This is a genomic window from Ruania alkalisoli, assembly GCF_014960965.1.
Classification (GTDB): Bacteria; Actinomycetota; Actinomycetes; order Actinomycetales; family Beutenbergiaceae; genus Ruania; species Ruania alkalisoli.
This window is the reverse complement of record NZ_CP063169.1, coordinates 235,571-258,668: the sequence shown is the minus strand read 5'-3', so window position 1 is coordinate 258,668 and position 23,098 is coordinate 235,571. Positions and strand designations below refer to the sequence as shown.

22 protein-coding genes are annotated in these 23,098 nt (G+C 70.6%); 4 read left to right on the top strand and 18 right to left on the bottom strand.

Annotation, left to right across the window (positions count from 1 at the left end; genetic code table 11):
- Nucleotides 1-4 precede the first annotated feature (4 nt).
- The 10 genes from IM660_RS01210 to IM660_RS01165 form a co-directional block, all read right to left on the bottom strand.
- Entirely contained in the window at nucleotides 5-415 is a 411-nt protein-coding gene (locus IM660_RS01210) for a nuclear transport factor 2 family protein (RefSeq protein ID WP_193497635.1), read from the bottom strand.
- Complete coding sequence (locus IM660_RS01205; protein WP_193497634.1) at nucleotides 412-2,100, bottom strand: DUF885 domain-containing protein; 1,689 nt, start codon at nucleotides 2,098-2,100, stop codon at nucleotides 412-414. Before IM660_RS01205 ends, IM660_RS01210 begins: the two co-directional genes overlap by 4 nt.
- On the bottom strand, nucleotides 2,097-3,125 hold the full coding sequence (locus IM660_RS01200; protein WP_193497633.1) for an LLM class flavin-dependent oxidoreductase: 1,029 nt from the start codon (nucleotides 3,123-3,125) through the stop codon (nucleotides 2,097-2,099). Before IM660_RS01200 ends, IM660_RS01205 begins: the two co-directional genes overlap by 4 nt.
- The gene (locus tag IM660_RS01195; RefSeq protein ID WP_089773902.1) at nucleotides 3,122-3,442 is read right to left on the bottom strand and encodes a TIGR04076 family protein; all 321 of its coding nucleotides are present in this window, start codon (nucleotides 3,440-3,442) and stop codon (nucleotides 3,122-3,124) included. Before IM660_RS01195 ends, IM660_RS01200 begins: the two co-directional genes overlap by 4 nt.
- Nucleotides 3,442-4,713, bottom strand: a complete 1,272-nt coding sequence (locus IM660_RS01190; RefSeq protein WP_193497632.1) for an amidohydrolase family protein — start codon at nucleotides 4,711-4,713, stop codon at nucleotides 3,442-3,444. Before IM660_RS01190 ends, IM660_RS01195 begins: the two co-directional genes overlap by 1 nt.
- Entirely contained in the window at nucleotides 4,710-5,663 is a 954-nt protein-coding gene (locus IM660_RS01185) for an ABC transporter ATP-binding protein (RefSeq protein ID WP_193497631.1), read from the bottom strand. Before IM660_RS01185 ends, IM660_RS01190 begins: the two co-directional genes overlap by 4 nt.
- A 97-nt stretch (nucleotides 5,664-5,760) precedes the next feature.
- Nucleotides 5,761-6,783: an ABC transporter ATP-binding protein gene (locus tag IM660_RS01180; RefSeq protein ID WP_193497630.1), complete on the bottom strand. Its 1,023-nt coding sequence runs from the start codon at nucleotides 6,781-6,783 to the stop codon at nucleotides 5,761-5,763.
- On the bottom strand, nucleotides 6,780-7,706 hold the full coding sequence (locus tag IM660_RS01175) for an ABC transporter permease (protein ID WP_193497629.1): 927 nt from the start codon (nucleotides 7,704-7,706) through the stop codon (nucleotides 6,780-6,782). The genes IM660_RS01180 and IM660_RS01175 overlap by 4 nt, the downstream gene beginning before the upstream one ends.
- Nucleotides 7,703-8,794: an ABC transporter permease gene (locus IM660_RS01170; RefSeq protein WP_193497628.1), complete on the bottom strand. Its 1,092-nt coding sequence runs from the start codon at nucleotides 8,792-8,794 to the stop codon at nucleotides 7,703-7,705. The genes IM660_RS01175 and IM660_RS01170 overlap by 4 nt, the downstream gene beginning before the upstream one ends.
- Before the next feature lie 4 nt (nucleotides 8,795-8,798).
- On the bottom strand, nucleotides 8,799-10,427 hold the full coding sequence (locus IM660_RS01165; RefSeq protein ID WP_193497627.1) for an ABC transporter substrate-binding protein: 1,629 nt from the start codon (nucleotides 10,425-10,427) through the stop codon (nucleotides 8,799-8,801).
- Nucleotides 10,428-10,579: 152 nt separating this feature from the next.
- Here IM660_RS01165 and IM660_RS01160 point away from each other — a divergent pair, with 152 nt between their 5' ends.
- Nucleotides 10,580-11,116, top strand: a complete 537-nt coding sequence (locus IM660_RS01160) for a cupin domain-containing protein (protein WP_193497626.1) — start codon at nucleotides 10,580-10,582, stop codon at nucleotides 11,114-11,116.
- Between the two features lie 5 nt (nucleotides 11,117-11,121).
- On the opposite strand, the gene IM660_RS01155 is transcribed toward IM660_RS01160, so the two are convergent.
- Genes IM660_RS01155 through IM660_RS01135 form a run of 5 tightly spaced genes read right to left on the bottom strand, consistent with a single transcriptional unit; the run spans nucleotide 11,122 to nucleotide 15,574 of the window.
- On the bottom strand, nucleotides 11,122-12,615 hold the full coding sequence (locus tag IM660_RS01155; RefSeq protein WP_193497625.1) for an FAD/NAD(P)-dependent oxidoreductase: 1,494 nt from the start codon (nucleotides 12,613-12,615) through the stop codon (nucleotides 11,122-11,124).
- Entirely contained in the window at nucleotides 12,612-12,899 is a 288-nt protein-coding gene (locus IM660_RS01150; RefSeq protein ID WP_193497624.1) for a (2Fe-2S)-binding protein, read from the bottom strand. The genes IM660_RS01155 and IM660_RS01150 overlap by 4 nt, the downstream gene beginning before the upstream one ends.
- Nucleotides 12,896-14,089 (bottom strand): NAD(P)/FAD-dependent oxidoreductase, encoded by a 1,194-nt coding sequence (locus tag IM660_RS01145; protein ID WP_193497623.1) that lies wholly within the window; start codon nucleotides 14,087-14,089, stop codon nucleotides 12,896-12,898. The genes IM660_RS01150 and IM660_RS01145 overlap by 4 nt, the downstream gene beginning before the upstream one ends.
- A 3-nt stretch (nucleotides 14,090-14,092) precedes the next feature.
- Nucleotides 14,093-15,028, bottom strand: coding sequence for a dihydrodipicolinate synthase family protein (locus tag IM660_RS01140; RefSeq protein ID WP_193497622.1), 936 nt, complete (start codon nucleotides 15,026-15,028; stop codon nucleotides 14,093-14,095).
- A 9-nt stretch (nucleotides 15,029-15,037) separates the two neighbouring features.
- Nucleotides 15,038-15,574 (bottom strand): helix-turn-helix domain-containing protein, encoded by a 537-nt coding sequence (locus tag IM660_RS01135; RefSeq protein WP_193497621.1) that lies wholly within the window; start codon nucleotides 15,572-15,574, stop codon nucleotides 15,038-15,040.
- 121 nt (nucleotides 15,575-15,695) lie between these two features.
- On the opposite strand from IM660_RS01135, the gene IM660_RS01130 reads away from it, so the two are divergent.
- Nucleotides 15,696-17,156 carry a Na+/H+ antiporter NhaC family protein gene (locus IM660_RS01130; protein ID WP_193497620.1) on the top strand — a complete coding sequence of 487 codons (1,461 nt, stop codon included), beginning with the start codon at nucleotides 15,696-15,698 and terminating at the stop codon, nucleotides 17,154-17,156.
- Between the two features lie 167 nt (nucleotides 17,157-17,323).
- Here IM660_RS01130 and IM660_RS01125 read toward each other — a convergent pair whose 3' ends face one another.
- Nucleotides 17,324-17,665, bottom strand: a complete 342-nt coding sequence (locus IM660_RS01125) for a YciI family protein (protein WP_193497619.1) — start codon at nucleotides 17,663-17,665, stop codon at nucleotides 17,324-17,326.
- Nucleotides 17,666-18,150: 485 nt separating this feature from the next.
- Here IM660_RS01125 and IM660_RS01120 point away from each other — a divergent pair, with 485 nt between their 5' ends.
- Nucleotides 18,151-19,767, top strand: a complete 1,617-nt coding sequence (locus tag IM660_RS01120; protein WP_193497618.1) for an HNH endonuclease signature motif containing protein — start codon at nucleotides 18,151-18,153, stop codon at nucleotides 19,765-19,767.
- A 31-nt stretch (nucleotides 19,768-19,798) separates the two neighbouring features.
- Nucleotides 19,799-20,827 carry an LLM class F420-dependent oxidoreductase gene (locus IM660_RS01115; RefSeq protein WP_193497617.1) on the top strand — a complete coding sequence of 343 codons (1,029 nt, stop codon included), beginning with the start codon at nucleotides 19,799-19,801 and terminating at the stop codon, nucleotides 20,825-20,827.
- 26 nt (nucleotides 20,828-20,853) lie between these two features.
- Here IM660_RS01115 and IM660_RS01110 read toward each other — a convergent pair whose 3' ends face one another.
- Together IM660_RS01110 and IM660_RS01105 are read right to left on the bottom strand one after the other, a co-directional pair.
- On the bottom strand, nucleotides 20,854-22,011 hold the full coding sequence (locus IM660_RS01110; protein ID WP_246465078.1) for an adenosine deaminase family protein: 1,158 nt from the start codon (nucleotides 22,009-22,011) through the stop codon (nucleotides 20,854-20,856).
- Nucleotides 22,011-23,087: an ABC transporter substrate-binding protein gene (locus tag IM660_RS01105; protein WP_193497616.1), complete on the bottom strand. Its 1,077-nt coding sequence runs from the start codon at nucleotides 23,085-23,087 to the stop codon at nucleotides 22,011-22,013. The genes IM660_RS01110 and IM660_RS01105 overlap by 1 nt, the downstream gene beginning before the upstream one ends.
- Between the last annotated feature and the right edge of the window lie 11 nt (nucleotides 23,088-23,098).

The following is a 23,098-nucleotide window of genomic DNA, read 5'->3' as shown; positions in this document are numbered from 1 at the left end:
GGGCTCAGGAGTGGGGGTAGCGCTCGGCGTGGTGGTGCACGATCTTCCACCGGCCCCCGACTGGGGTGAGTACGTCGGTGACCCGGAACGTCTCGTCCTCCCGATCGGGATAGTGCGCTCGCAACACGAACCGGGCCACTGCCGCCTCGGCCCAGCGGTCCACCCGGATGTCCTCCGGGGCCACCCACGCCGGTGCCGCACTGTCGGCGGCGCTGGCCCGCCCGGCGCGTTCGTCGCGCAGCGCGTCCAACCCGCTCACGCCATCGATCAGGTCCGGGGCGTCGGACTCCCAGATGGTGATGTCCTCGGCAAGGTGGGCATCGAAGGCAGCCCTGTCCCCCAAGGCCAGGTACAGCGATCGGATGGTCTCGGCGACTGCGCCGTCGTGATCGGCGCGGTCCTGCGGCTGAGTCATGGTCGCTCCTCGGTGAAGGTTCGGGTCAGGGCCGTGCGCAACGGGTCCAGCCCCATCGGGCCCAGCCGCAGCGCAGCGGTGTGGAACTCGCGCAGATCGAAGGTGCCCGCCGTGCGTGCCTGCACGCTCTGCCGGGTCTGCCGCCACAGGCGCGCCCCCACAGCGAACGCGAGCGCCTGACCGGGCCAGCCGAGATAGCGGTCCACCTCGAACCCGGCCGTCACCGGATCCACCTGGGCCACCTCGTGCAACATCTGGGCACCGAGCTGCGGGGTCCACTCCCGTGCACCCGCCGGCAGACCGGGGGCGTCGGCCGGGATCGGCAGCTCCAGGTGCAGGCCGATGTCGATCACGATCCGGCAGGCGCGCCACAGCCGGGCGAACACCATGCCGAGTTCCTCCCCCGGGGTGCGCAGGAGTCCGAGCTCACCCGCGAGCTCCTCGGCGTAGTGCGCCCAGCCCTCGGCGTACCCGTGCACGTGGCACAGCAGCCGCTGCCACGGGTGCAGGTCGTCCAAGGCGTAGGTGACGGCGTGCTGCAGGTGGTGGCCGGGCACGCCCTCGTGGTGCACGGTGCTGACCTCGTGCCAGGTGGCGACGCTCTCGGTCCCCTCGGGTACCGTCCACCAGACGCGCCCGGGCCGGGTCAGCTGCGCATCCGGCGCGGTGTAGTACATCACCCCGGACGCCGCGGTGGTGAGCATCGCCTCCACCGGGCGGGTGCGGGAGGGCACGTCCACCAGCACCCCGTCGATCGCCGCCATGGTCTCGTCGATGCGGCCCTGCAACCAGCCCTGCAGCTCGTCCCCGACGGCGACCCGGCCATCCGGGTCGGCATCGAGCGCTGCCACCGCCGCCGCCACGTCTGGCGTGCCGACGATCTCAGTGGCCAGGGCGCGGGCCCGCCCGCGCAGCTCGTCGATCAGCTCCCACCCGAAGTCGTAGAGCTCATCGAGGTCCACACTCGCGCCGAGGAACGCCTGGCTGGTGCACGTGTAGGTGTCCCGCCCGACGGCGTCCGTCACCGGGGCAGCAGGCGCCAGCTCGGTCTCGAGGTACTGGGCGAACGACGACGTGGCCTCCACAGCCCGCTCGGCTCCGCTGGCGAGCCGAGCCGCCGTGGCGCCCCCGCTGTCATAGCCGGCCACCACACCGGGGTAGTACCCCTGGTCCACCCAGCGGCGGCACTGCTCGGCCACGGTGCGCACCTGTCGTGCTGCCACGATGTTCCCCGCGGCGGCCTGGGCGGTGAGGGTCTCACGGAACTGGGCGTACGCCGTCGGGACGTGCTCGAGGTGGAGCGCTACCCGCTGCCAGTCGGCGTCGCTGGAGCGGGGCAGGTCGTCGAAGGCCTGCCGTACCTGGTGCACCGGGGTGGCCAGTGGTGCGAGGAGCCGGCGGGTGAAGCCCACCTCGTCCAGGGCGATGTCGCTGCGCAGGCGTTCAGTCAGCGCTGCGGCCAGCGGGTCCTCCGCGGTCTCGGGCGCTTCGGCGCCCAGCGCGGTCAGCCGGCGCAACGCCTCGACGTCGGTAGCGTGCCGCCGGGCGAAGCCGTCCGGTGACAGATCGCCGATCACAAGTTCCGGCGTCTGGCCGAGGGCGGCCGCCGCCTCGGGATCGTCGGCGGCGCGGGCGCGCACGTAGTCGTCGGCGATGGCGCGCACCGCCTCGTGGCGCGTGTTCATCGGCGCGATCCTTCCGTTTCGCCGAGCGCGGCCCGCACGGCGGGCACCACCTGCGAACCCAGCAGGGCGATCCCGCCGGTGCCGGTGAGCCCGTGCGGGGTGCCGAACTCCACCCGGTCCGCACCCGCGTCGGCGAGGCGCAGCGTGTGTTCCACCAGCTGCGCCGGGGTGCCCGCGAAGGCGAACCGGTCCAGCAGGTCATCGCTGAGCAGGGCGCCGGCGTCGTCCGGGCGGTCCTCGGCGAGCAGGTCGCGCAGGCGGGTAAGCAGCTCGTCCTCCACCTCCACGGTGGGGTCGAGTGCGGCCACCACGTCCACGTACATGGCCACCTCGCGGCGGGCCAATCCACGGGCCACGTCACCGTCGTCGTCCACCACGGTCACGGCACCGGCGCACACGCCCACCGCCCCGGCGCCGCGACCGGCGGCCACCGACGAAACGTCCAGCCAGGTGCGCATCTGCGCCACCATGTCCGGGTTGGCGCAGCCGCCGATCTTCACCTCGTCAGCGAGCCGCCCGGCCAGGGCCGCACCGCGCGGTCCCCAGACCCCGAGCAGCACGTCTACCTCCGGCCGCACCGGCGTGTAGTGCAGCCGGAAGCCGGGCTCGATCGAGAAGGCGCGCCCGGTGTAACCGCCGGTGTCCCCGGCGAGCAGCCGCCGGACGATCTCGATGGTGTCCTCCAAGTGCGCCAGCGGGCGATCCTGGGTCACGCACACCTGCTGCAGCCAGGACCCGCGGGCCAGGCCCAGGTAGGCGCGACCACCGCAGGCCTCGTCCAGTGCGGCGATCTGCCCGGCGATCTCCACCGGGTGCAGCAGGTAGGGGTTCAGGCAGGACGGGCCCAGCCGCAGCCGTTCGGTCACGTCGGCGGCCACCATCAGCGGCGCCATCGGCGGCTGGAAGCCGAGGTCGGAGTACACCGAGAGTCCGTCGAACCCGTGCGCTTCGACGGCGCGGGAGAGGCGAGCGTAGTCGGTGGCGTGCTTGTCCGACTGCAGCGCGATCGTCAACGACACACTCATGTGAGCTCCTCCGTGGGGATGCTGGTGCGGCCGGTGCGCTCGATCCGCATGATCAGCCGTTCGTCGGGGTCCGGGCAGGCCACCTCGTTGTCGGTGGCGAGCCAGTCCCCGGGATCCACGGCACGTTGTGCGGCCGGCAGCAGCGGCAGCACTGCAGAGAGGGCGTAAAGGCAGAAGTGCTTGCCCTCGGGGATGCTGATCCGGCTCGAGCAGGTCACATCCAGGTGATCCCCAGGCGCCATCCCGCAGACCGAGCGCCCCTCGATCCGGTCCACCACCACGCGCAGATCATGCAGTTCGGTGCGGCGTTCGTCCATCACGGGCTCCCGGTCAGTGCGTGCAACATCCCTCGATCGTCGCGCACAGCACGCCCGGCCTGCACCACCGCATGCATCGACCGCAGCGCGGAGATGTCGGCGAGCGGGTCGCCGTCGAGCACCAGCAGGTCGGCCGCGGCGCCGGGCACGAGCGCCCCGATCTCCCCGGCGCGGCCCAACCAGTTCGCTCCCGCGCTGGTGGCGGAGACCATCGCCGCGTGCGGGCTCATCCCCGCCTCCACCATGAACTCGATCTCCCGCACCGTGGCCGTGGTCCCATCGAACGGCGCCTGCGGCGGCATGTCGGAGCCCATGATGATCTCCACCCCGGCGGCGATCGCGTGCTGCAGGCTCTCCCAGTGCCGCGGACCGGCCGCGAGCGCCCGGTTCATCATCCACTCGGGCACCTGGTTGGCGCGGAAGAACTCCTCGCACCGACTCACCGTGATCGTCGGCACGTAGCTCACGCCCCGCGCGGCCATCAGGTCGCACAGCTCGGCGGTGAGCTCGTAGCCATGCTCCACACAGTCCAGGCCGAGCTCGACGGCGCGGGTGATCACCGGTGCCGGTCCGGCGTGCGCGGTGACCTTGCGGCCCCAGTCGTGCGCGGTGCGCAGCACCGCGGCCATCTCCTCGTCGGTGAGCTGCGGGGTGTCGATGGACTCGTGCTCACCGGCGATCCCGCCGGAGATGCACACCTTGATCAGGTCGGCCCCGGCACGCAGCTGGGCACGGGTGGCGTGGGTGAACCCGTCGGCACCGTCGGCCTCGAGCCCGTCGGAGTCGTGCCCGTGCCCGCCGGTGCAGCACAGCGCGTGCCCGGCGGTGAAGATCCGGGGACCATCCACCGCACCGTGGGTGATCGCGGTGCGCAGCGCCATGTCGGTGTACCGGGTCTCCCCGACCAGGCGCACCGTGGTCACGCCGGCGTGCAGCACCTCGCGCGCGTTCCCGGCCATCAGCAGCACCAGCTCGGCGTCGCTGGCACCGTGCAGCGCGTCCTGCATCGGGCCGGGCAGGCCGAGCCCGAGGTGCACGTGCATGTTCACCAGGCCGGGGACCACGACGGCGCCCCCCAGGTCCACCTGCGCCGGTACGTTGGTGCCGTGCTCACCCAGGCCGGCGAGCACCTCTGCCTGAGCCCCGATGGCTTCGATGGTGCCGTCGGCGCCGATCACGATCGCCTGACCGGTCTGAGTGGTCGCCGACGACCCGTCCCAGGTGGCGCAGTTGGTCAGCACGATCGGCCCGCGGGCCTCGCTGGTGCTCATACGTGGTGCTTCTCCTTGGTCTCGATGTGCAGCCAACAGGCGGCGTGCCGGTCCCCCAGCCGTACCACCGGCGGATCCTCGGCGCAGATGTCCATGGCGGACGGGCAGCGGGGGCGGAACCGGCACCCGGTGGGCACGTGTGCGGCGTCGGGCACCTCCCCGGCCAGTGTCTCTGGGAGGGTGGCCTGCGCACTGATCCGCGGGATGGCGTCAATCAGGGCGTGCGTGTAGGGGTGCGCCGGGTCGCCCCAGACGGTATCCGTGGCGCCGTCCTCAACGATCCGGCCCAGGTACATCACCGCGGTCCGGTCGGCGATCTGGCGTACCAGCGCGAGATCGTGGGAGATGAACAGCATGCCCACGTCCAGGTCCCGCACCAGGGACGTGAGCAGGGTGACGATCTGTGCCTGCGCGGAGGCGTCCAGGGCAGTCACCGGCTCGTCGGCGATCAGGATCTCGGGCCGGGGCGCGAGTGCCCGGGCGATCGCCACGCGCTGGCGCTGACCGCCGGAGAACTGGTGCGGGTACCGGGTGGCCGCCTCGGCGCCCAGGCCCACCCGCTCGAGCAGATCGGCCACATCGGCCTCGGGGTCGGCCACGTCGGCGGGGATGCCGTCGCGGATCTGGGAGCCGATGGTGCGCCGCGGGTTCAACGAGGAGTACGGGTTCTGGAACACCATCTGCACACGCACGTCGGAGCGCACCCGCCAGCCCACCGGCTGCACCTCGCGGCCGTCCAGGCGCACCGACCCACCGGACACCCGTTCCAGCCCGACGACGGCACGAGCGAAGGAGGACTTCCCGCACCCGGACTCCCCGACCAGACCGACCACCTCACCACGGGCGACGCTCAGGCTCACCCCGTCCACGGCATGCACCGTGCCACGGCCACGGCTGCGGAAGGTGACCTCAAGATCGGTGACCTCGAGGGCGGCTTGCTGCTCGCTCATGCTGTACCCCTTTCGCATGACCACTGCGGTGCCTCCCTCCGGCACCCCTCGTCCCTCGCCGTACCGGCCTGCGGCAGAACCTGACAGCTCCTCGCGCTCATGCCAGAGCCTCCGTCACATCAGGGCGGACCACACAGGCGAGCTCATGGCCGGCTGGGCCGGCTGCGCTCAAGGTGGGGACCGCCGTCGTGCACTCCTCGATCGCGTGCGTGCAGCGCGGTGCGAACGGGCATCCGGGCGGGGCCGTGGCCGGGGTGACCGGGCTGCCCGGGATCGACTGCAGCGGCTGGCGAGCCCCTTGGTCCCAGCTCTCATCGGCGTGCGGGCGTGCGCGCAACAGCGCGGCGGTGTACGGGTGGCGCGGCCGGGTCACCAGCTCCGGGGTGGGGGCGGTCTCCATCACCCGGCCGGCGTAGAAGACGTACGAGCGAGCGGTGAGTGAGGCGAGCACGCCGAGATCGTGGGTGACGAACAGCACCGACAGGCCAGTCTCGGTGCGCAGCTCATCGAGCAGGCGCAGGATGCCGGCCTGCACGGTCACGTCCAGGGCGGTGGTGGGCTCGTCGGCGATGAGCAGTCGCGGGTGGCAGGCCAGGGCGCTGGCGATCGCGACCCTCTGCCGCATCCCGCCGGAGAACTGGTGCGGGTAGGCCCGCAGGGCGCGGTCCGGGTCGGGGATCCGCACCCGGTCCAGCAGCTCGACCGCGCGACGGCGGGCCGCGGACTTGTCCATGCCCAGGTGCACACGCATGTGCTCGGTGAGCTGGCGGCCCACACTCAGCATCGGGTGCAGCGAGGCGGTCGCGTCCTGGAAGACCATCGCGATCTCGGTGCCGCGCACCCGGTTCCACTCCGCACCGCGCAGGCCGAGCAGATCCACCGTGGAGGTGCCGCTACCGCCCGGCTGGGGCACCCCGTGCAACCGGGCTGCGCCGCTGGTGCGCGCCCCGGGAGGCAGCAGACCGAGCAGGGCGGACGCCGTCATCGACTTCCCGGACCCGCTCTCCCCGGCGACCCCGACGACCTCCCCCTCGTCCACGCGCAGGGTGGCGTCGTGGATGACGGGCATGTCACCGGGCAGATGGACGCCGAGGTTCTCCACCTCGAGCAGCGCGGTCATGACAGTCCCTTCGCGTAGCGGGGGTCCAGGCGGTCGCGCAGCGCGTCACCGATCACGTTGAAGGCGAGCACCACGGTGAGGATCGCCAGGCCGGGGAACACGCTCACCCACCAGATGGACAGGTCCTTGGACCCGGCCGCGATCATCGCGCCCCACTCGGGCGCCGGCGGGCGCGGGCCGAGGCCGAGGAAGGACAGGGCCGCCAACATCAGCACGGCGTTGCCGAGCTCCAGCGTGGCCAGCACGACGGCGGGACCCACGCTGTTCGGCAGGACGTCCTTGCGTAGGGCACGCCAGGGCCCCACCCCGAGCAGCCGGGAGGCAGCGAGGAAGTCCGAGGAGCGGATGCTCAGCACGGCCGAGCGGATCACCCGGGCGTAGACCGGCCAGGAGACGATCACCAGCGCGATCACCGCATTCTGCGTGCTCGGGCCGAAAGCGGCGGCCACGGCCATCGCGAGGATGATCTGCGGGAAGGCGAACACCAGGTCGGTGATCCGCATGATCGCCTCATCGAAGCCGCGGCCCAGGTAGCCGGCCAGCAGGCCGAGCAGGCCACCGATCGCGAGGGCGCAGGCCACGATGATCACGGCGAGCGGGAGGGAGAGCCGGGCTCCGTGCACCACCCGGGCGAAGACGTCCCGGCCGAGCTCGTCGGTGCCGAACCAGTGCGCACCCGAGGGTGGCATGTACAGGTCACCGGACTGCGCGATCGGGTCCTGGCCGGCGAGCACCGGGGCGAGCAGCGCGGCGAGCACCCAGGCGGCCAGCAGCACCATCGCCAGCACCACGGACGGCTGGCGCCAGGTGGAGTGGATCTGGGAGAGGCGGAGCCGGCCCGCCCAGCGGCGCCGTCCGAGGGCGCGGTCCACCCGGTCGTCGGTCTGGGCCACGACATCGTCGGTACGGGGTTCGATGCTCATGACAGCCGGATCCTCGGGTCGATCAGTCCGTACAACAGGTCGACGATCAGGTTGACGACCGTGTACACCACGGCCACGAACAGGCTGACGCCGAGGATGGCGGGCATATCGAGGGCCGCGGCGGCTCGGTAGGCGTACTGCCCGACCCCCGGCCAGGAGAAGATCTGCTCCACCAGCACCGTGCCGGAGAGCAGGGCCGCGAAGGCAAGTCCGCTCACCGTGATCACCGGCACCAGCCCGGCACGCAGCACGTGCGAGAGCAGCACGGTCCGGCCCGGGAGCCCTTTGGCCCGGGCGGCGCGGATGTAGTCCTGGTCGAGTACTTCGAGCATCGCCGAGCGGACGAACCGCACGAGCGTGGCCACGGTCAGCACGGTCAGCACGAGCACCGGGAGCACCGCGTGCTGGACGGCGTCCCAGGCCATGGCCGGTTCGCCGGCCAGCAGGGCATCCAGGCTCATCACCCCGGTGACCTGCTCCGGCGGCACCCAGTAGGTGCTCAGCCGCCCGCCCGAGGGCGAGATGCCCAGGACGAAGAAGAAGACGTAGAGCACCACCAGGGAGAGCCAGAACGGCGGCGTGGACAACCCGAGCAGGGTGCCCGCACGGACCACCTGGTCACCCGCACGGCCGTGCCGGACGGCTGCGTAGAGGCCGACCGCCACACCGATGAGCAGGGAGAGCAGCATCGCCGGGACGGCGATCTCCAGGGTGGCCGGCACGTAGGTCATCAGATCGCCGAGCACGGACCGGCCGGTTTGCTGGGAGACGCCGAGGTCACCGGTGAGCACGTTCTGCAGGTACACCAGGTACTGCACGTGCACGGGCTCATCGAGACCCCACCGCTCGCGATAGGCAGCCACGATCTCGGGGTCCTGCAGGGCCGCCTCGGAGAGCGTGGCGGTCATCGAGTCCCCCGGCACCAGCTGCACCAGCAGGAAGGTGACGGCGGTGACGCCGAGCAGCAGCACCGCGGTGATCACCAGCCGGCGGAGCAGGTACGCCCCGAGGGCGTACCCGCCCACCCGGAGTCGCCGGGCCGCGGAACGAGAAACAGTGGACGCAGGTGACGTGGTTGTCGTGCTCATGCCATCACTGCGGTGCGACCGCCCGCAGGTCCACCTGCCACCCGGCCGGGGAGTACTCGGCGTTGGCGATCGTCTCGGTGGCCGCCACCACGCCGGAGTTGTATGCCAGCGTCACGTACGGGCTGTCCTCGTTCAGCAGGTGCTGCCAATCCTGGATCGCACTGATCTGGCTCTCCGCGTCGGGTGCACTCTGCACCGCCGCACCGGCGGCGATGATCTCCTCGCTAGCCCGGTCCTCGGTCCAACCGGTGCGCGTGGCGCTGGCCTGGCCGGGGGCGAAGTTGTTCACCAGGGAGGCCGCCACCGGGTAGTTCAGCGACTGCGGGCTGAACCGGAACGGCACCTCGCCGGCGGTCTGGGCCTCCAGGAAGGAGGCGATCGGCTGCGGATCGAGCACGATCTCGATACCGGCCTGGTCGGCGTCGAACTGGATCTTGGTGGCGATGGTGCCCAGGTCCACACCGCGGTAGGTGATGGCGGGGTACATCAGCTCGACGGTCGGGTCTGTGATGCCTGAGGCCTCGAGGTGGTCGGCCGCGGCGGCGAGGTCCTGCTGCTGTGCCTCGCTCTCCGGGAGGGCGCCCGGGAACGCGGTGGGCACCATCCCGGCAGCCGGCAGCGCGTCCTCGCCGAACAGCGCGGCCAGGCCGTCATAGTCGATGGAGGCACGCAGCGCGCGGACGAAGTCCGGGTTCGAGGTGATCTCCGAGATCGCCGGGTCCTGGTGCAGGGTGAGGAAGTAGAACGTGTCCTGGCTGGCCGAGACCTGCACGCTCTCCGGCAGGTCCTCGAGCAGGCGACCGGAGAGGTCGAGTGCGATCTGGTCGCCCTCGGCGCGCTGCATGGTGAGCTTCTGCGTCTCGGCCTCCACGTTGGAGATCACGATGCGCTGGTATCCGGGCGTCTCGCCCCAGTACTCCGGGTTCGCCGTCAGGACGATCTCGGACGCCGGGTCGAAGGAGTCGAGCACGTACGGACCAGAGCCGAGGGATTCCCCGTTCAGGAACTCGGTGGCGGCGTCCGCGCTGGCGGCATCCTCCGCGGCGGTGCCGCCCTCCGCCTCGGTGGCCTCGGCGTTCAGGATGCCGGCCGCGGGCATGGCAAGGATGGTCGGCACGTTCGGGTTGGACTGCTCGCTGGTCACCACGACCACACCCTCGGACGGCGAGCTGGCCGAAAGCCCCTCGACAGTGACCGCCGGGCTGCCCTGGAGGTTGTGCAGTCGGTTGATGCTGAAGACGACGTCCTCGGCCGTGACCGGGGTCCCGTCGGAGAAGACCGCGCCATCGGTGAGCGTGAAGGTGAACTCGGTGGCGTCGTCGTTGACCTCCCACGACTCGGCGAGCAGCGGCACCGGGGTGGTCACGTCGGACCCTTCGAAGGTGACGAGCGTGTCGTACATGGCGTGCACGGCCAGAGCGCCGGTCGCCTCATACACCTGACCGGGGTCCAGGCTGTTCACCACGAAGGACGTGCTCACGGTGAGAGTCCCGCCCTGGGTGGCACCGCCGTCGGAATCACTACCGCCAGCAGCACCGCCGCCGTTTCCGCTCCCTCCGGCCGTGCATGCCGTCAGTGTCAGGGCGACGGCAACGGCTACGGCCGCTCCGACGCGTCCAGGTCGCGCTCCCATGATGTCTCCATTCAGTCGACCGTGCCGGCCTCGTCGCTGGGTCAGCGTGGTCGAAACTCCGGTGGCTCCGATTGCCGGTATGAGACCATGCAATCGTGGCCAGTGTATAGCCTTGGTGAAAATGTTCATCGAAATGAAACACGGGAGGGCTTGTGATCGGTGACCGCCTGCGAGTGCTGCGCCGTGCGCGGTCGCTGACGCTGCGTTCGCTGGCCGAGCGCACCGGGTTGTCCGTGGCGTTGCTCAGTCAGATCGAAAACGGCAAGACCGACCCGAGCGTCGAGACCCTGCGCAAACTGGCGAAGGTGTTCGAGTCCGACCTCGCGGACCTCTTCCGCGAACCGGACGCGCCGCCGGTCCACGTCTCGCGAGCCGGTGAACGGTTCCGGATGCAGGCTCCGGCCGGGCAGATCACCTACGAGCGCCTCACGCCCGGGCGCGGTGACCTGGAGGTGCTGCGTGCCGATCTGGCACCCGGCGACCGGAGCGCCACTGAACCGTGGGGGCACGTCTCCACCGAGTGCGTCTACGTGCTGTCCGGGCAGATCACCGCCACGGTGGACGGGCAGGACTACGAGGTGGCCACCGGCGAGTCGATCACCTTCGATTCCAGGCTGCCGCACCTGTTCGCCAACCACACCGATGCCCCGGCGCAGATCATCCTTGCGGTCACGCCGCCCACCCCCTGAGGTCATCAGCGCACCCCACCCGATGCAGGAGCGTCCGGGTCGGTAGTGAGCGTGGCGAGGTCACTCACCGGAACCGGCTTGATGGGCAGATGCGCGGCCGCATATCCGGCCTGGTCCGGACGGCGCCCTCGCGCCGCGCACAGCGCACGGCTCACGCTCGCCTCGCAATAGCGCCCTTGGCAGGGGCCCATACCCGCCCGGCACTCGAGCTTCACGGCGCTGACAGTGGACATCTGCGGGTTCCGATCCAGCGTGCTCTGCAGCTTCCCGGCACTGACCAGCTCACACCGGCAGACCACCGTCTCCTCGGTGGCGAGCGCATCCAGCAGTGCCGGCGGCACCTGGAACAGCTCCTGAACCACACGGGAGAACCGGGCCGCAGCGCGCACGCCCCGCCGCGCGTCGCGCCACTGCCGCGCAGACACCGCGCCACCCAGATCCGCCACGATCGAGAGCGCGGCAAGCACACCCTCGGCCCGTGAGGCCTCGGCCCCGGCCACGCCAGTCGGTTCGCCGGCCACGTACACCCCCGGTGCCGTGGTGCGGCCGGTGCCGTCGTGGTCCACCACCCAGCCACCGGCCATGGCGTCATGATGCAGGCGGCACCGGGCCTGCCGGGCCAGCTCGGTGGAGGGCTGGAAGCCGTACCCGAGCACGAGCGTGGCGGCGTCGACGGTCCGTGGGCGCCCAGCCGGCTGGCCGTGGGGATCCAGCCGGTCGATCTGCACGGCCTGCACCCGGTCCGCACCGGTGGCACCTACCACCGTGCTGCGGGTTCTGATCCGCACGCCCGCACGGAGCAGCCGGGCGACCGAGGCCCCGAGCTCGGCCAGCATCGCGACGTGCCCGGGCACGGCCGGCAGCGCCGCCCAGGCCTCACGCGGTCCGGGCAGGCCGCGGGTGAGCACCAGCTCGGAGATCTCGGCGCCGGAGCGCACCAGTTGGTCGGCCGCCACCAGCAGCAACGGGTGGGCACCGGAGAGCACGATCGGCCCGGGTGGCACCATCTTCTGGCTCTTCACCATGGCCTGCGCGGCACCGGCCATCACCACCCCGGGCAACGTCCAGCCGGGCATCGGCACGGGCATGTCGTAGGCGCCGGTGGCCACGAGCAGCGCCGCGGTCTCGTATGAGCGCACCCCGTCCGGGCCGCGGAGCACCACACTGAGCCGGTCCGGCCCGGTGCGCGGGCCTGCCGGTCCGGCGACCAGCCCGTGCCCGCCCTCATCAACTCGCTCGTGCAGCACACCGAGCGCCGTCGTGGAGCCGGCGAAGGCGATGCCCGGGCGTTCCGGCACGGTCACCAGATCCCTGCCCCAGCCATAGCCGGCCGTGTAGGCGGCCTCCGCACCGGGGAAGCTGGCTGGAGGTTGGCGGAAGATCTGTCCACCGGGGCGGGGCTGCTCGTCCACCAGCAGCACCGGCACGTCGTGGGCATCCAGCACCGCGGCCGCGGCGAGCCCAGCCGGTCCGGCCCCGACGATCGTCACCGCCTTCACGACTGCCCTGCCTCTCGGGTCACAACCATCCCGTCCCGCACCGGCGTGAGGCAGGCGCGGGTGAGCGGCGCGCCGTCCACGGTGAGCACGCACTCGAAGCAAGTGCCCATGTGGCACAGCGGGGCGCGCGGGTCGCCGGTGCGCGTGCGCCGGAACTCGTCCACACCGGCGGCGAGCAGCGCCGCCGCCAGGGTCTCCCCCTGGTGCGCCGGTATCTGTTCGCCGTCCACGGTGACCTGCACGGGCTTCCCACGCCGCACGTCCAGGCGCCGATAGCCGCTCATGCAGCCTCCTTGTCGAACCGGGCGGGGTCGTACGGGCTCAGGTCGTGGTCAGGCCGGCGGTGCTGCACCAGGTCGGCGATCACCTGCGCGAAGCTCGGTCCCAGCGTGAACGCGGAGCCGCCGGTGGCCACGAACACCCCGGCGTTGCCCGGGACCGCGCCCACCAGGGGCAGCTGGTCCGGGGTCACGGTGGTGGTGCCCACCCAGGTGCGCAGCGCGGGCACGGACGCGACCCACGGCACCGCACGCACGGCCGCGGCGAGGTTGCCTGCCACGGAGGAGCCGATCAGTTCGGGGCGGCGGCGGAAGTCGGGGCGTCCGGCCGCATCGGTGAGCAGCCGGGCCGGCCAGCCGCCCCCGATCAGCACGTTCCCCGCATGGGCCTGCTTGAGGGAGAGCCGTCGGCCGGCGTGCTGCACCAGGTGCGCGATCGTCGGTTCCTGCGCGGTCGTGGCGGTCATCGTCAGTGCCATCGGGATGGTGGGGAGCCGGGCATCGATCAGTGCGCCCAGCTCACCGGTCCACACCCCCGCAGCGAGCACGACGGCGTCCGTCACTACCCGCTCGTCGGCACCTTCGCCGTCGGGTGTTCGCAGGTCCACCAGCCAGGAGGTACCGGACCTGCGTAGGGCGACCACCTCGGTCCGGGTGCGCACCTGCGCACCGGTGCCGGTGGCGCCTCGCGCGAACGCGGGGGCGGCGATCCGGGTGTCGGCTTTGCCCTCGATCGGGCAGTACGCGGCAGCGACGACCTCGTCGGCCAGATACGGCGCGATCCGGCGGGCCTCGTTCCCGTCGAGCAAATGCACGTCCAGACCCCACGACTGTTCGAGCTGGGTCTTCGCCTCCAGCACGCGAGCCTGCTCAGCGTCCTCGGCGAGCATCAGCCCGCCGTGCTGGGCGACCCCGAGTTCCTCACCGAGCTCGTCGGTCAGGCCCGACCACAGCTCGGCGGCGGCCAGGTGCAACGGCATCGCCTCGGCAGCGGTGCGGGCAGCCTCAATCCCCTGCTCGACCATCCGGTACTCGAGCTGGAAGTGCAGGCTCCCGGCGTTCTGCCCGGACGCGTGCGCGTTGAGCTCATCGCGCTCGGCGAGCAGCACCGTGGCGCCGTCCCGGGCCAGCATCCAGGCCATGGTGCAGCCGAGCAGACCACCGCCGATGATGACCGCGTCGTAGTGCGCAGGCATCGGTCAGTCGGCCAGCGGCACGGTCTCGATGCCGAGGTCGTGCAAGGTTCCGGCGATGATCGCCGCCTCGTCGTCGGTGAGCTCGAGCAGCGGGCGGCGCACATAGCCGGCGGGGACGCCCTGCAGCCGCAGTGCGGTCTTCATGATGGCCTGCTGGTTGCCGAACCGGGCGCCGTAATCGGGCTGGAACCACCGGTGCATCACCACGCGGTCGCGGGCGCCGAGCGCCACGGCACGGTCCCGGTCGCCGGCGTCGATGGCGCGCCAGTAGTCGGAGTGGTCGGCGCCGAGCGGGGCGCCCGAGCCCATCAGCCCGTCGCCGTGGCCGAGCAGCGCCAGGTCGGCGCCGAGCTCGCTGGTGGGCAGTCCGAAGTAGCGCACCGAGTCCTCGAGGGCGTACATCCCGGCCAGGAACTGAGAGAAGTTCCCGGTGGAGTTCTTGATCGCCACCACGTTCTCGATCGCGGCCAGCTCGGTGAGCGTGTCGGTGTCCAGGTCCACGATGCAGCCGCGGGGCCAGTTGTAGACGCACAACGGGATGTCGGTGGCGTCGGAGACGTCGTGGTAGAAGCGCACCACCTCGGCCCGGCTCGGCACGATGTAGGGCGGCGGGGTGAGCAGGATGCCGTCCAGCCCGGCCCGCTCGGCCGCATGGGCGTGCCCGATGGCTTCCTCAGCGGTGAAGGCGTTGCAGGCGCCGATCACCCACATCGACCCGTCCGCGGCGCGGGCGCCCTCGGTGAACAGGTCCGCGCGCTCGGCGGCCGACATGCTGAACCACTCGCCGCTGGTGCCGGCGAGGATGATGCCGTGCAGTCGCTGCTCGCGCATCCAGGCGATCTGGCCGGCGAGAGCGTCCAGGTCGAGTGCGCCGTCGCGGCTGAACGGGGTGGTGATGGCCGGAATGTACCCGGTCCAGTCGATGCTGTGGCGATCCATGGCTCTTCCTTACGGGGACGGCGGGGCAACGGAGACGAGGAACTCGACCACGCCGTCGGTGACGTTCTGATAGCGGTGCGGTTGACGGGAGTCGAAGGTGACCGACTCCCCCGCGGTGACCTCGTGAGCCGTCTCGGCCACGTGCACGGTGAGAGTGCCGGCCAGCACCACGACGCACTCGATCGAGGGGTGCGACCAGGGTTCGTCGCTGGAGACCTCGCCCGGCGCGAGCACCCCGCGCAGCACTTCGAGCTGGCCGTTGCTGGGGGCGAGGCGTTCGTACTGGATGTACCCGCGAGGGGACGTGATCCGGGAGCGCTCCCCGGGTCGGGAGATTCGCACGGTCAAGGACTCGGAGGAGTCGAACAGCTCTCCGACGGATTGGCCGAGCACCGAGGCGAGCAGTCGGAGCGACTTCAAGCTCGGTTCGACCTTGCCCCGCTCGATCTGACTGAGCAGGGTGGCCGAGAGGCCGGTCCGCTCGGCCAGGGCGCGCAGGCTCAGGTCTTGCTCGGCGCGCAGGTCGCGTAGTCGTCCCCCGATCATGCAGCTAGCATACAGTCTCACTGCACATGTGCAGTGTGATTGCACAGCAGCGTGGAGGCGGTGTACCGTCCGGGGCGACGTGCGCGCGACGGTGCGCGTCTGAGTGTGGGGTGGAGACGACATGACTGACCAGGACCAGACCGACGAGGCACTGACCTTCCGCGGTGGCTGGGCGATGGCATTCGTGCCGGTGGCGATCTTCGGTGTGTTCTGCGTGCTCTATTTCGTGGTGCTGGACGCCTTCGACATGACCGCGCTCGCCACGGGCGGGTTCATCGCACTGCTGATCGGCGCGCTGCTGGCTCGGCGCTACACCAAGTTCTGGGACGCTGTGATGGCGGGCATCGGCAGCCCGACGTCTGTCTCGATCATCGTGGTGCTCTTCATGGTCGGCATGCTGGGCCAGCTCATCAAGGACTCCGACGTCTCCGGCGGGTTCGTCTGGATCGCCGACCAGGCCGGGATGAGCGGGGCGGTCCTCACGCTCTTCTCGTTCGCGGCGTGCTGCCTGATCGCGATGGCCACGGGCTCATCGATCGGCACGATGTTCACCGCGTTCCCGATCTTCTACCCGGCGGGTGTGCTGCTCGGCGCCGATCCGACCATGCTCGCCGGCGCCATCGTCTCCGGGGCGATCTTCGGGGACAACCTCGCGCCCATCTCGGACACCACGATCATCTCCGCCTCCACGCAGCGGTTCCGTCGCAAGGAGGGCGCCGCGGATATCGGCGGCGTGGTGACCAGCCGGGCACGGTACGCCCTGGTGGCAGCTGGACTGAGCGCCGTCGGGTTCGTCATCTTCGGAGGCGCCGGAGGCGGCGCCGTGGACGAGACCCAGCTCGCCGAGAGCGCGAACCCACTCGGGCTGATCATGCTGATCCCGATGGCCGTGATGCTGATTGTCGCGTTCCGTACCCGCAACATCTTCCTTGCCGTCACGGCCGGGCTGGCGCTGGGGACCGTGACGGCGCTCCTCGTCGGTCTGCTGGAGCCGTCCGGTGTGATCGGGGTGACCGACGGACATGCGACCGGGTTCCTGGTCGGCGGGGTATCCGCGCTGCTGCCGACGGTGTGCCTGGTGACCGCGGTGTTCGGGATCATGGGCGTGCTGCGTGCGGCCGGCGTGCTGAACCGGATCGTGGACGGACTCGCGCGGGGCCGCCTGGCCGGAACCCCGCGGGGCGCGGAGGCGGCGATCGGGCTCGGGGTCAGTGCCACCACCGTGCTGTTCGGCGGCGTGAACTCGGCCTCGATGCTCACCTTCGGGCCGGTGGCGGACGAGATCGGGGCGCGCCAGGGCCTGCACCCCTACCGGCGGACGAACGTGATGGACTGCTTCGCGATGGGCGTTTCCTGCGTGGTGCCTGTGTTCAGCGCGTTCCTGTTCATCGGCGCGCTACTCACCGATGGGCATGATGTCGCTCCCGCCCTCGACACTCCTGCGATCTTCGGCGCGACCTGGTACCCGCTGGCCCTGACCGCGGTCCTGATCGTGGCCGTCGCCACCGGCTGGGGTCGCCGCTTCGAAGGGCCCGACGGTGTGGCCGTGCGGGAACGTGTCGAGGCACCTGCCACTGTCTGACAGCTGGCTCGGATTGACCGCAGCGCAGGTACTGCTCGGGTGAAGCTGTCAGACCCACGGCTCACAGCGTGGCTACCTCATACGCCTGGCCGCTGGCCGGTTCATGGTGGCACTGGCCAGCAAGGCAGGCATGGACTCGCCACGCGTAGTCATGCTGGGCGCAACGATCAGCTGGCCGGGTCGTACTGGAACTGCCGGACCTCCTGCGAGCAACGGCAGGCGGCGGCGAGCTTGGCCGCCCACTCGAGTGCCGCCTCCCGCGAGGGAAGTTCCAGAATCGTGTACCCGCCGTTGGGCACGGTGTGACCCGGGTGGGTCCCCGCAGTCACGGTGCCGTCACTGGCCACGAGAACCGGTGGGACAGCCTCGTCGATACCGCCGCCGAAGACGTACACACCTGCCTCCTTGGCCGCTTCGATCACGGCATGCGAGTCCGCGACCACGGCCTCGAAGTCCTCCGCTGGGAACTCCATGGCCTCGCCGGGGAACGAGATCAGGTACGTGGTCATCTGGGGACTCCCTTGCTTCAGGTCGATCGCCGGTTCACCCGATCGGCCGGGCGCCTCGCTGCGGTCTCCCACCTGATGATGCCCCCGGCCCCCATGAGCTGGTCAAGGTCATGCGTTGACGACTGAGCCGCAGCCCCCTCGTTCAGCGAACGCGGATCACTGTGCTGCGCGGTGCGACCTGCGCCCCACAGTGGTGCCTGTCCGTGCAGCGCGGTCCCGAAGCGGGCGTGCCCGCACCATGCTTCCCCGCAGTGCGTGCCTGATGCCAGCACCGCCCACGGCGCCCGGTCGATGCAGCTGTGTCCACACCCTGCGCGCCCGATGCCTCTCCGTCCACAGGGTGCATTCCCGATGCATGTTCATCCACAACCCGGGTCCGGTTTTTTCCTTGCTATTCCAACGAAAACCCTTGCCGGAGGCGAACAGATGTTCTATGGTTGAAGGGAGGCAGGCGAGCAGATCCGGAAAGGGTTGGGGAGGTCGGGATGAGCACCACGAGTCACGTCGAGACCTCCCCGGCGCAGGCGGTGCGGGACCTGCTCGGTGAGCACGTGAATCCATCGGACGCCACCGGCCGCCTGGAAGTGGTCACCGCGATCCTGGATGACCTGCTAGCCACGGATCTGCACTCCCTCCCTTCGGCGGTCCTGCCCGACCTGGTGGGCCAACTCGAGCAGACTCGCCGCCGGGTGGATGCACTGACCTCGGCGGCGATGACCGCGGTCGAAGCTGACGGGATCTGGGCCGTGAGCGGGGCACGCACGATCGCATCCTGGTGGGCGAACGCCACCGGTGGGCACGGCAACAAGACCCGCACCCGAGTGCACCTGTCGCGCACACTGCGCGATCACCTGCCCCACACCAGCGCAGCGCAGGCGGCCGGGGTCATCAGCGGTGATCATGCCGCCGCACTGGCCCGGCACACAACCACCACCACCGTCCTGCGCGAGCGCCTGAGCGACCCTGACGTCGGTGAGCGGTTTCTCGTGGAGCAAGCGCGGCGGTTGGATGCCGACTCCTTCACCCGGCTGGTCAAGACCTGGGCAATTCAGGCCGATCCCGAGGCCGCCGACCGGAACTGGCGGGTGGAGTCCGCCAAGGAACACCTGTTTGTCTCGGCCACCACTGGCGGGTACCGGGTCGATGGCTGGCTCGAGCACTCCAACGGTCACCTCTTCGCGCAGACTCTCGACGCCATCATCGGAGTACCGGCCGCCGACGATGATCGCACCCGCTCTCAGCGCAATGCCCACGCCCTGGTGGCCATGGCCCGCCGCGTTCTCGACAACGGTGGAGCCCAGGCGTCAGCGCGGGTACGCCCCCACCTGCTGGTGCACGTCCCCGTCGACACGCTGCACCGCCTTGTCACGACACCCGCACCGGCGAACGGGCGCCCTCGGTGCACCTGCCACCGCAGCATCAGCACCAGCACCAGCACCAGCACCAGCACCAGCCTCTCAGGGCGAGACGCGAGGACAGGTCGCGCCGGGCGCACCATCCGCGGCACGAGTGAGAGCGCTGGCAGCGGCGATAGCGGCGAGTCCTGTGCTCCCGAGCGCGCTTCGGCACTACCCGGGCTGATGGACGTGCACCTACCCGGATGCCCGGCCGAGCCCGACGCACCCTGCATCCCCGCGGTCGGGCTCGATCACCAGCAGATGACCGGCGCTGAGCCGGCCACTCTTGCCGACGGCACGCCGATCAGTCATGCCCAGCTCGCCCACCTGGCCTGCGACGGCGAGTTCACCCGGGTCATCTTCGACCCCGCCGGTCAGCCTCTCGACGTCGGCCGCGCCCAACGGTTGCACACCGCCGCCCAGACCAAAGCGATCTGGGCACGCGATCGGCACTGCCAGTACCCCGAGTGCACCAGCCCGCCGGGGTGGGGCGAGATCCACCACCCCACCTGGTGGTCGCGGGGAGGTCGTACCAGCTCCACCAACGCCATTCTGCTGTGCTGGCACCACCATGCCCTGGTCCATCAACGCGACATCACCATCACCCGGCACCACAACCACTGGCACTTCACTACCGCCGGAGGGCACAACCTCGCGCGCCACCGGCCACCACCCTGCGAACATCTCGTCATCCCACGGGAGTGAGGTGGAGTACCGCAGGTGCGAAGATGAGCCGATGAGGTTCGGATTCCACACGGGCTATTGGTCGGCCGGCCCCCCGGCAGGTGCTGCCGAAGCGGTGCGCGCCGCCGACGAGCTCGGCCTGGACTCGGTCTGGACCGCCGAGTCGTACGGGTCGGACGCCTTCACCCCACTGGCCTGGTGGGGGTCGCAGACCAACCGGGTGCGCCTGGGCACTGGGATCGCGCAGCTGGCCGCCCGCACACCCACCGCCACCGCGATGGCCGCGCTCACCCTGGACCACCTTTCCGGTGGGCGCTTCATCCTCGGCCTGGGCGCCTCCGGGCCGCAGGTGGTGGAGGGCTGGTACGGCCAGCCCTACCCGCGGCCACTGGAACGCACCCGCGAGTACGTGGGGATCGTCCGCCAGGTGCTCGCCCGGGAAGCCCCCGTCACCTTCTCCGGTCGGCACTTCACGCTCCCCCACGACGGCGGAGCTCACCTCGGCAAGGCACTGCGCTCCACCGTGCACCCGTTGCGCGCGAACCTGCCCATCCACCTCGCAGCCCAGGGTCCGAAGAACACCGCGTTGGCGGCCGAGATCGCCGATGGGTGGCTGCCCGCCTTCGTCTCCCCTGCCCTCGATGCCGAGTACCGGGAGAACCTCGAGACCGGATTCGCGCGCAGGGACGGCACCCGCTCACCCCGGGAGGAGTTCGAGGTCAGCGCTGCGGTGCCGGCCGTGATTGGCAAGGACCTGGAGAGCGCCGCCGACCAGGTGCGCCCCCACCTCGCGCTGTACATCGGTGGGATGGGCTCGGAGAGCACCAACTTCCACCGCGAAGCGATCGCCCGCGCTGGCTACCGCGACGTCTGCGACGAGGTGACCGCGAAGTACCTGGCCGGCGACAAAACAGGCGCTACGGCAGCCATCCCCACGGACCTGGTGACGGACGTGGCCCTGGTGGGGACGCCGTCGGACATCACTGCCCAGCTCACACGCTGGGAGGCGAGCTGCGTGACCACTCTCATCCTGCAGACCGATCCGCGGATGCTCGCCCCACTGGTGCAAGCCCTCGGCTGACCAGCCAGATCGACGAGCAATTCTGGTCAGCGCGGCTGGAGCGTCGCGACCGTCTCGTCGAACTGAGCGCACAGCCAGGCCTTCTGCTCCGCAGGCAACCAGGACGCTTCGAAGCTCGCACGCGCCATCTGAACGAGGCGCTCGTCGCTGACACCCACGTCGCGGGAGAGGATCTCGTACTCGTTGAGAACGCTGGTGGGGAACATCCCCGGGTCGTCCGAGCACGGGTAGACGTTCATCCCCGCCTCCACCATCGCGGCGATCGAGGCCTTGCGCCACGGTCGCCAGGACCGGCGTGAGGTGGTCGAAGCGACCGAGAACGGCACCTGCTCCTCCACCATCCGCGCCACCACGGCGTCGTCCTCGAGCACGAAGTACCCGTGATCGAGTCGATCGCACCCCAGCACATCGAGGCAGGTCACCGCATTGACGGCAGCCGGGACGTGTTCAGAGGTGTGCGCGGTGCGCTTCAGACCCGCCTCGCCGGCAAGCCGGTAGGCGTCAGCGAATCGCTCGGGCGGCCCGGCGGTCTCCAAGTTGTCCAGTCCGATGCCGGCCACGTACTCGTGCGGGTGGTCGACGACGGTGCGCACCCAGGCGAGCGCTTCGTCACCGGTGCCGCTGCGGTCGATCGCCGCCAGCAGCCGACCGGTCATCCCGAAGTCCCGCTCGGCCATCCGGACGCCCTCCGCGTGCGCCTCTACCCACCCGGCATAGCCGAGGTGGCGCAGGTGCTCGGGAATCATGTCGAAGGACACCTCGAGGTGCCAGGTGCCGGCCCAGTGCGCGGCCTCGAACGCCTCATAGGTGACGCGGGTGAGATCGTCGGCATCCCGCAACACCTCCCGTACCCATCCGGATGCCTGGAACAGCGAGTACGACCGTTCCGGCTCGTCCTCACTACGCCCCTGCGGCATCGGGATGCGGGTGTGCCGATACAGCTCTGGGTCCGGCGGGTGGGAATTGATCGAGGCGAAGATCTGCTCCGGATCCTCCGGCAGTGCCAGCCCCTCCCGCCGGGCGAGATCACCGAAGGTGCTCGCCCGGACGGTACCGAGCAGGTGGCAGTGCAGGTCGGCCTTGGGGAGCCGGGTCAGGTCGAGGGCAGCCCCGGCGGACGGTGCCGGTGCCTGCATGCTCGACGGCTCCGCCGTCGGATGCTCTGTGATCGACGGTTCAGTCATCAGCCGCCCACGACCTCGCGTGCGAAGCGGTCCACCCACTCGTTGCGGTTGTCGACAGTTTCGGCCGGGGCGAGGGTCGCGTAGCCCGCTGCGGTCGGGTCCTGAGCGATGTCCCCGACGACGGCGGTCAGCTCGGCGGGAATCTCCACCTCCAGGTTCACCGGCAGGTCGCCGACGATCTCGGCAGAGGACTGCTGTGCTTCGACCGACAGGAGGTAGTCGATGAACGCGAACGCACCCTCGGCGTTCGGGGCACCGGCCGGCACGACGGCGCGGTTGGTGGCCATGTATCGCCCTTCGGCCGGCGGGACCCAGCCGATCGGCTCACCGGAGGCGATCAGGTTGGTGGCGAACCCGTTGAGTGCCACCCCGCCGACGATCTCACCCTGGGTGAGCAGGTTCGTGAACTCGGTGGTGGAGCTGTAGAACTGCAGCACGTTCGGCGCCCAGCCGGCCATCGTCTCGAAGGCGGTGTCGACGTCGTAGGGCCCGGATCCGTACGTGTCCGCGACCCCGGAGACGGTGAGCTGGCCGGCGGTCACGGCGATGTCCGGAAGGGCGACCTGCCCGGCGAAGGCTGGGTCGGCGTAGAGCTCCCAGTCGGCCGCCTGCTCCTCGCTCAGCTCATCAGTGTTGTAGAGCATCCCGTTCAGCTGGTAGCTGTATGCGGGGCCCGAGTAGGCGTCATCCACAGCAAAGCCGGCGATCTCAGCGAGTGCCGGCACGTCCTCCTGGGTGACCGGCTGGAGTAGTCCGTCCTGCTCAGCGATGGCGACGTAGGCGTCGGACATGAGCATCACGTCGATGCCGGTGTCCTCACCCTCGAGCTGCAGCCGGGAGAGACGGTCGGCATTGGATCCGGTGTCGAGCTCGACCTCGATGCCGGTCTCGGCGGTGAACGGGTCCACGACGGCCTCGGTGAACTCCTCCACGCCGAACGGGAAGGTGCTCACCACGATGGTGTCGGTGGAACCGCCATCGGAACCTCCGTCGTCGGAGGAGGAGCAGCCTGCGGCCACCAGAGAAGTGGCTGCAACGGCGGCGAGGGCGGTGACATGCCGGCGGGAGGGGAACATCGCACGGTCCT

Coding starts and splice junctions, on each gene's coding strand:
- IM660_RS01195 (WP_089773902.1), bottom strand. CDS start 3,442: ATGGACGAACGCCGCACCGAACTGCATGATCTGCGCGTGGTGGTGGAC.
- IM660_RS01115 (WP_193497617.1), top strand. CDS start 19,799: ATGAGGTTCGGATTCCACACGGGCTATTGGTCGGCCGGCCCCCCGGCA.
- IM660_RS01150 (WP_193497624.1), bottom strand. CDS start 12,899: ATGAGCGGCTATCGGCGCCTGGACGTGCGGCGTGGGAAGCCCGTGCAG.
- IM660_RS01140 (WP_193497622.1), bottom strand. CDS start 15,028: ATGGATCGCCACAGCATCGACTGGACCGGGTACATTCCGGCCATCACC.
- IM660_RS01185 (WP_193497631.1), bottom strand. CDS start 5,663: ATGAGCGAGCAGCAAGCCGCCCTCGAGGTCACCGATCTTGAGGTCACC.
- IM660_RS01180 (WP_193497630.1), bottom strand. CDS start 6,783: ATGACCGCGCTGCTCGAGGTGGAGAACCTCGGCGTCCATCTGCCCGGT.
- IM660_RS01200 (WP_193497633.1), bottom strand. CDS start 3,125: ATGAGTGTGTCGTTGACGATCGCGCTGCAGTCGGACAAGCACGCCACC.
- IM660_RS01165 (WP_193497627.1), bottom strand. CDS start 10,427: ATGGGAGCGCGACCTGGACGCGTCGGAGCGGCCGTAGCCGTTGCCGTC.
- IM660_RS01125 (WP_193497619.1), bottom strand. CDS start 17,665: ATGACCACGTACCTGATCTCGTTCCCCGGCGAGGCCATGGAGTTCCCA.
- IM660_RS01110 (WP_246465078.1), bottom strand. CDS start 22,011: ATGACTGAACCGTCGATCACAGAGCATCCGACGGCGGAGCCGTCGAGC.
- IM660_RS01135 (WP_193497621.1), bottom strand. CDS start 15,574: ATGATCGGGGGACGACTACGCGACCTGCGCGCCGAGCAAGACCTGAGC.
- IM660_RS01175 (WP_193497629.1), bottom strand. CDS start 7,706: ATGAGCATCGAACCCCGTACCGACGATGTCGTGGCCCAGACCGACGAC.
- IM660_RS01120 (WP_193497618.1), top strand. CDS start 18,151: ATGAGCACCACGAGTCACGTCGAGACCTCCCCGGCGCAGGCGGTGCGG.
- IM660_RS01130 (WP_193497620.1), top strand. CDS start 15,696: ATGACTGACCAGGACCAGACCGACGAGGCACTGACCTTCCGCGGTGGC.
- IM660_RS01190 (WP_193497632.1), bottom strand. CDS start 4,713: ATGAGCACCAGCGAGGCCCGCGGGCCGATCGTGCTGACCAACTGCGCC.
- IM660_RS01170 (WP_193497628.1), bottom strand. CDS start 8,794: ATGAGCACGACAACCACGTCACCTGCGTCCACTGTTTCTCGTTCCGCG.
- IM660_RS01145 (WP_193497623.1), bottom strand. CDS start 14,089: ATGCCTGCGCACTACGACGCGGTCATCATCGGCGGTGGTCTGCTCGGC.
- IM660_RS01205 (WP_193497634.1), bottom strand. CDS start 2,100: ATGAACACGCGCCACGAGGCGGTGCGCGCCATCGCCGACGACTACGTG.
- IM660_RS01105 (WP_193497616.1), bottom strand. CDS start 23,087: ATGTTCCCCTCCCGCCGGCATGTCACCGCCCTCGCCGCCGTTGCAGCC.
- IM660_RS01210 (WP_193497635.1), bottom strand. CDS start 415: ATGACTCAGCCGCAGGACCGCGCCGATCACGACGGCGCAGTCGCCGAG.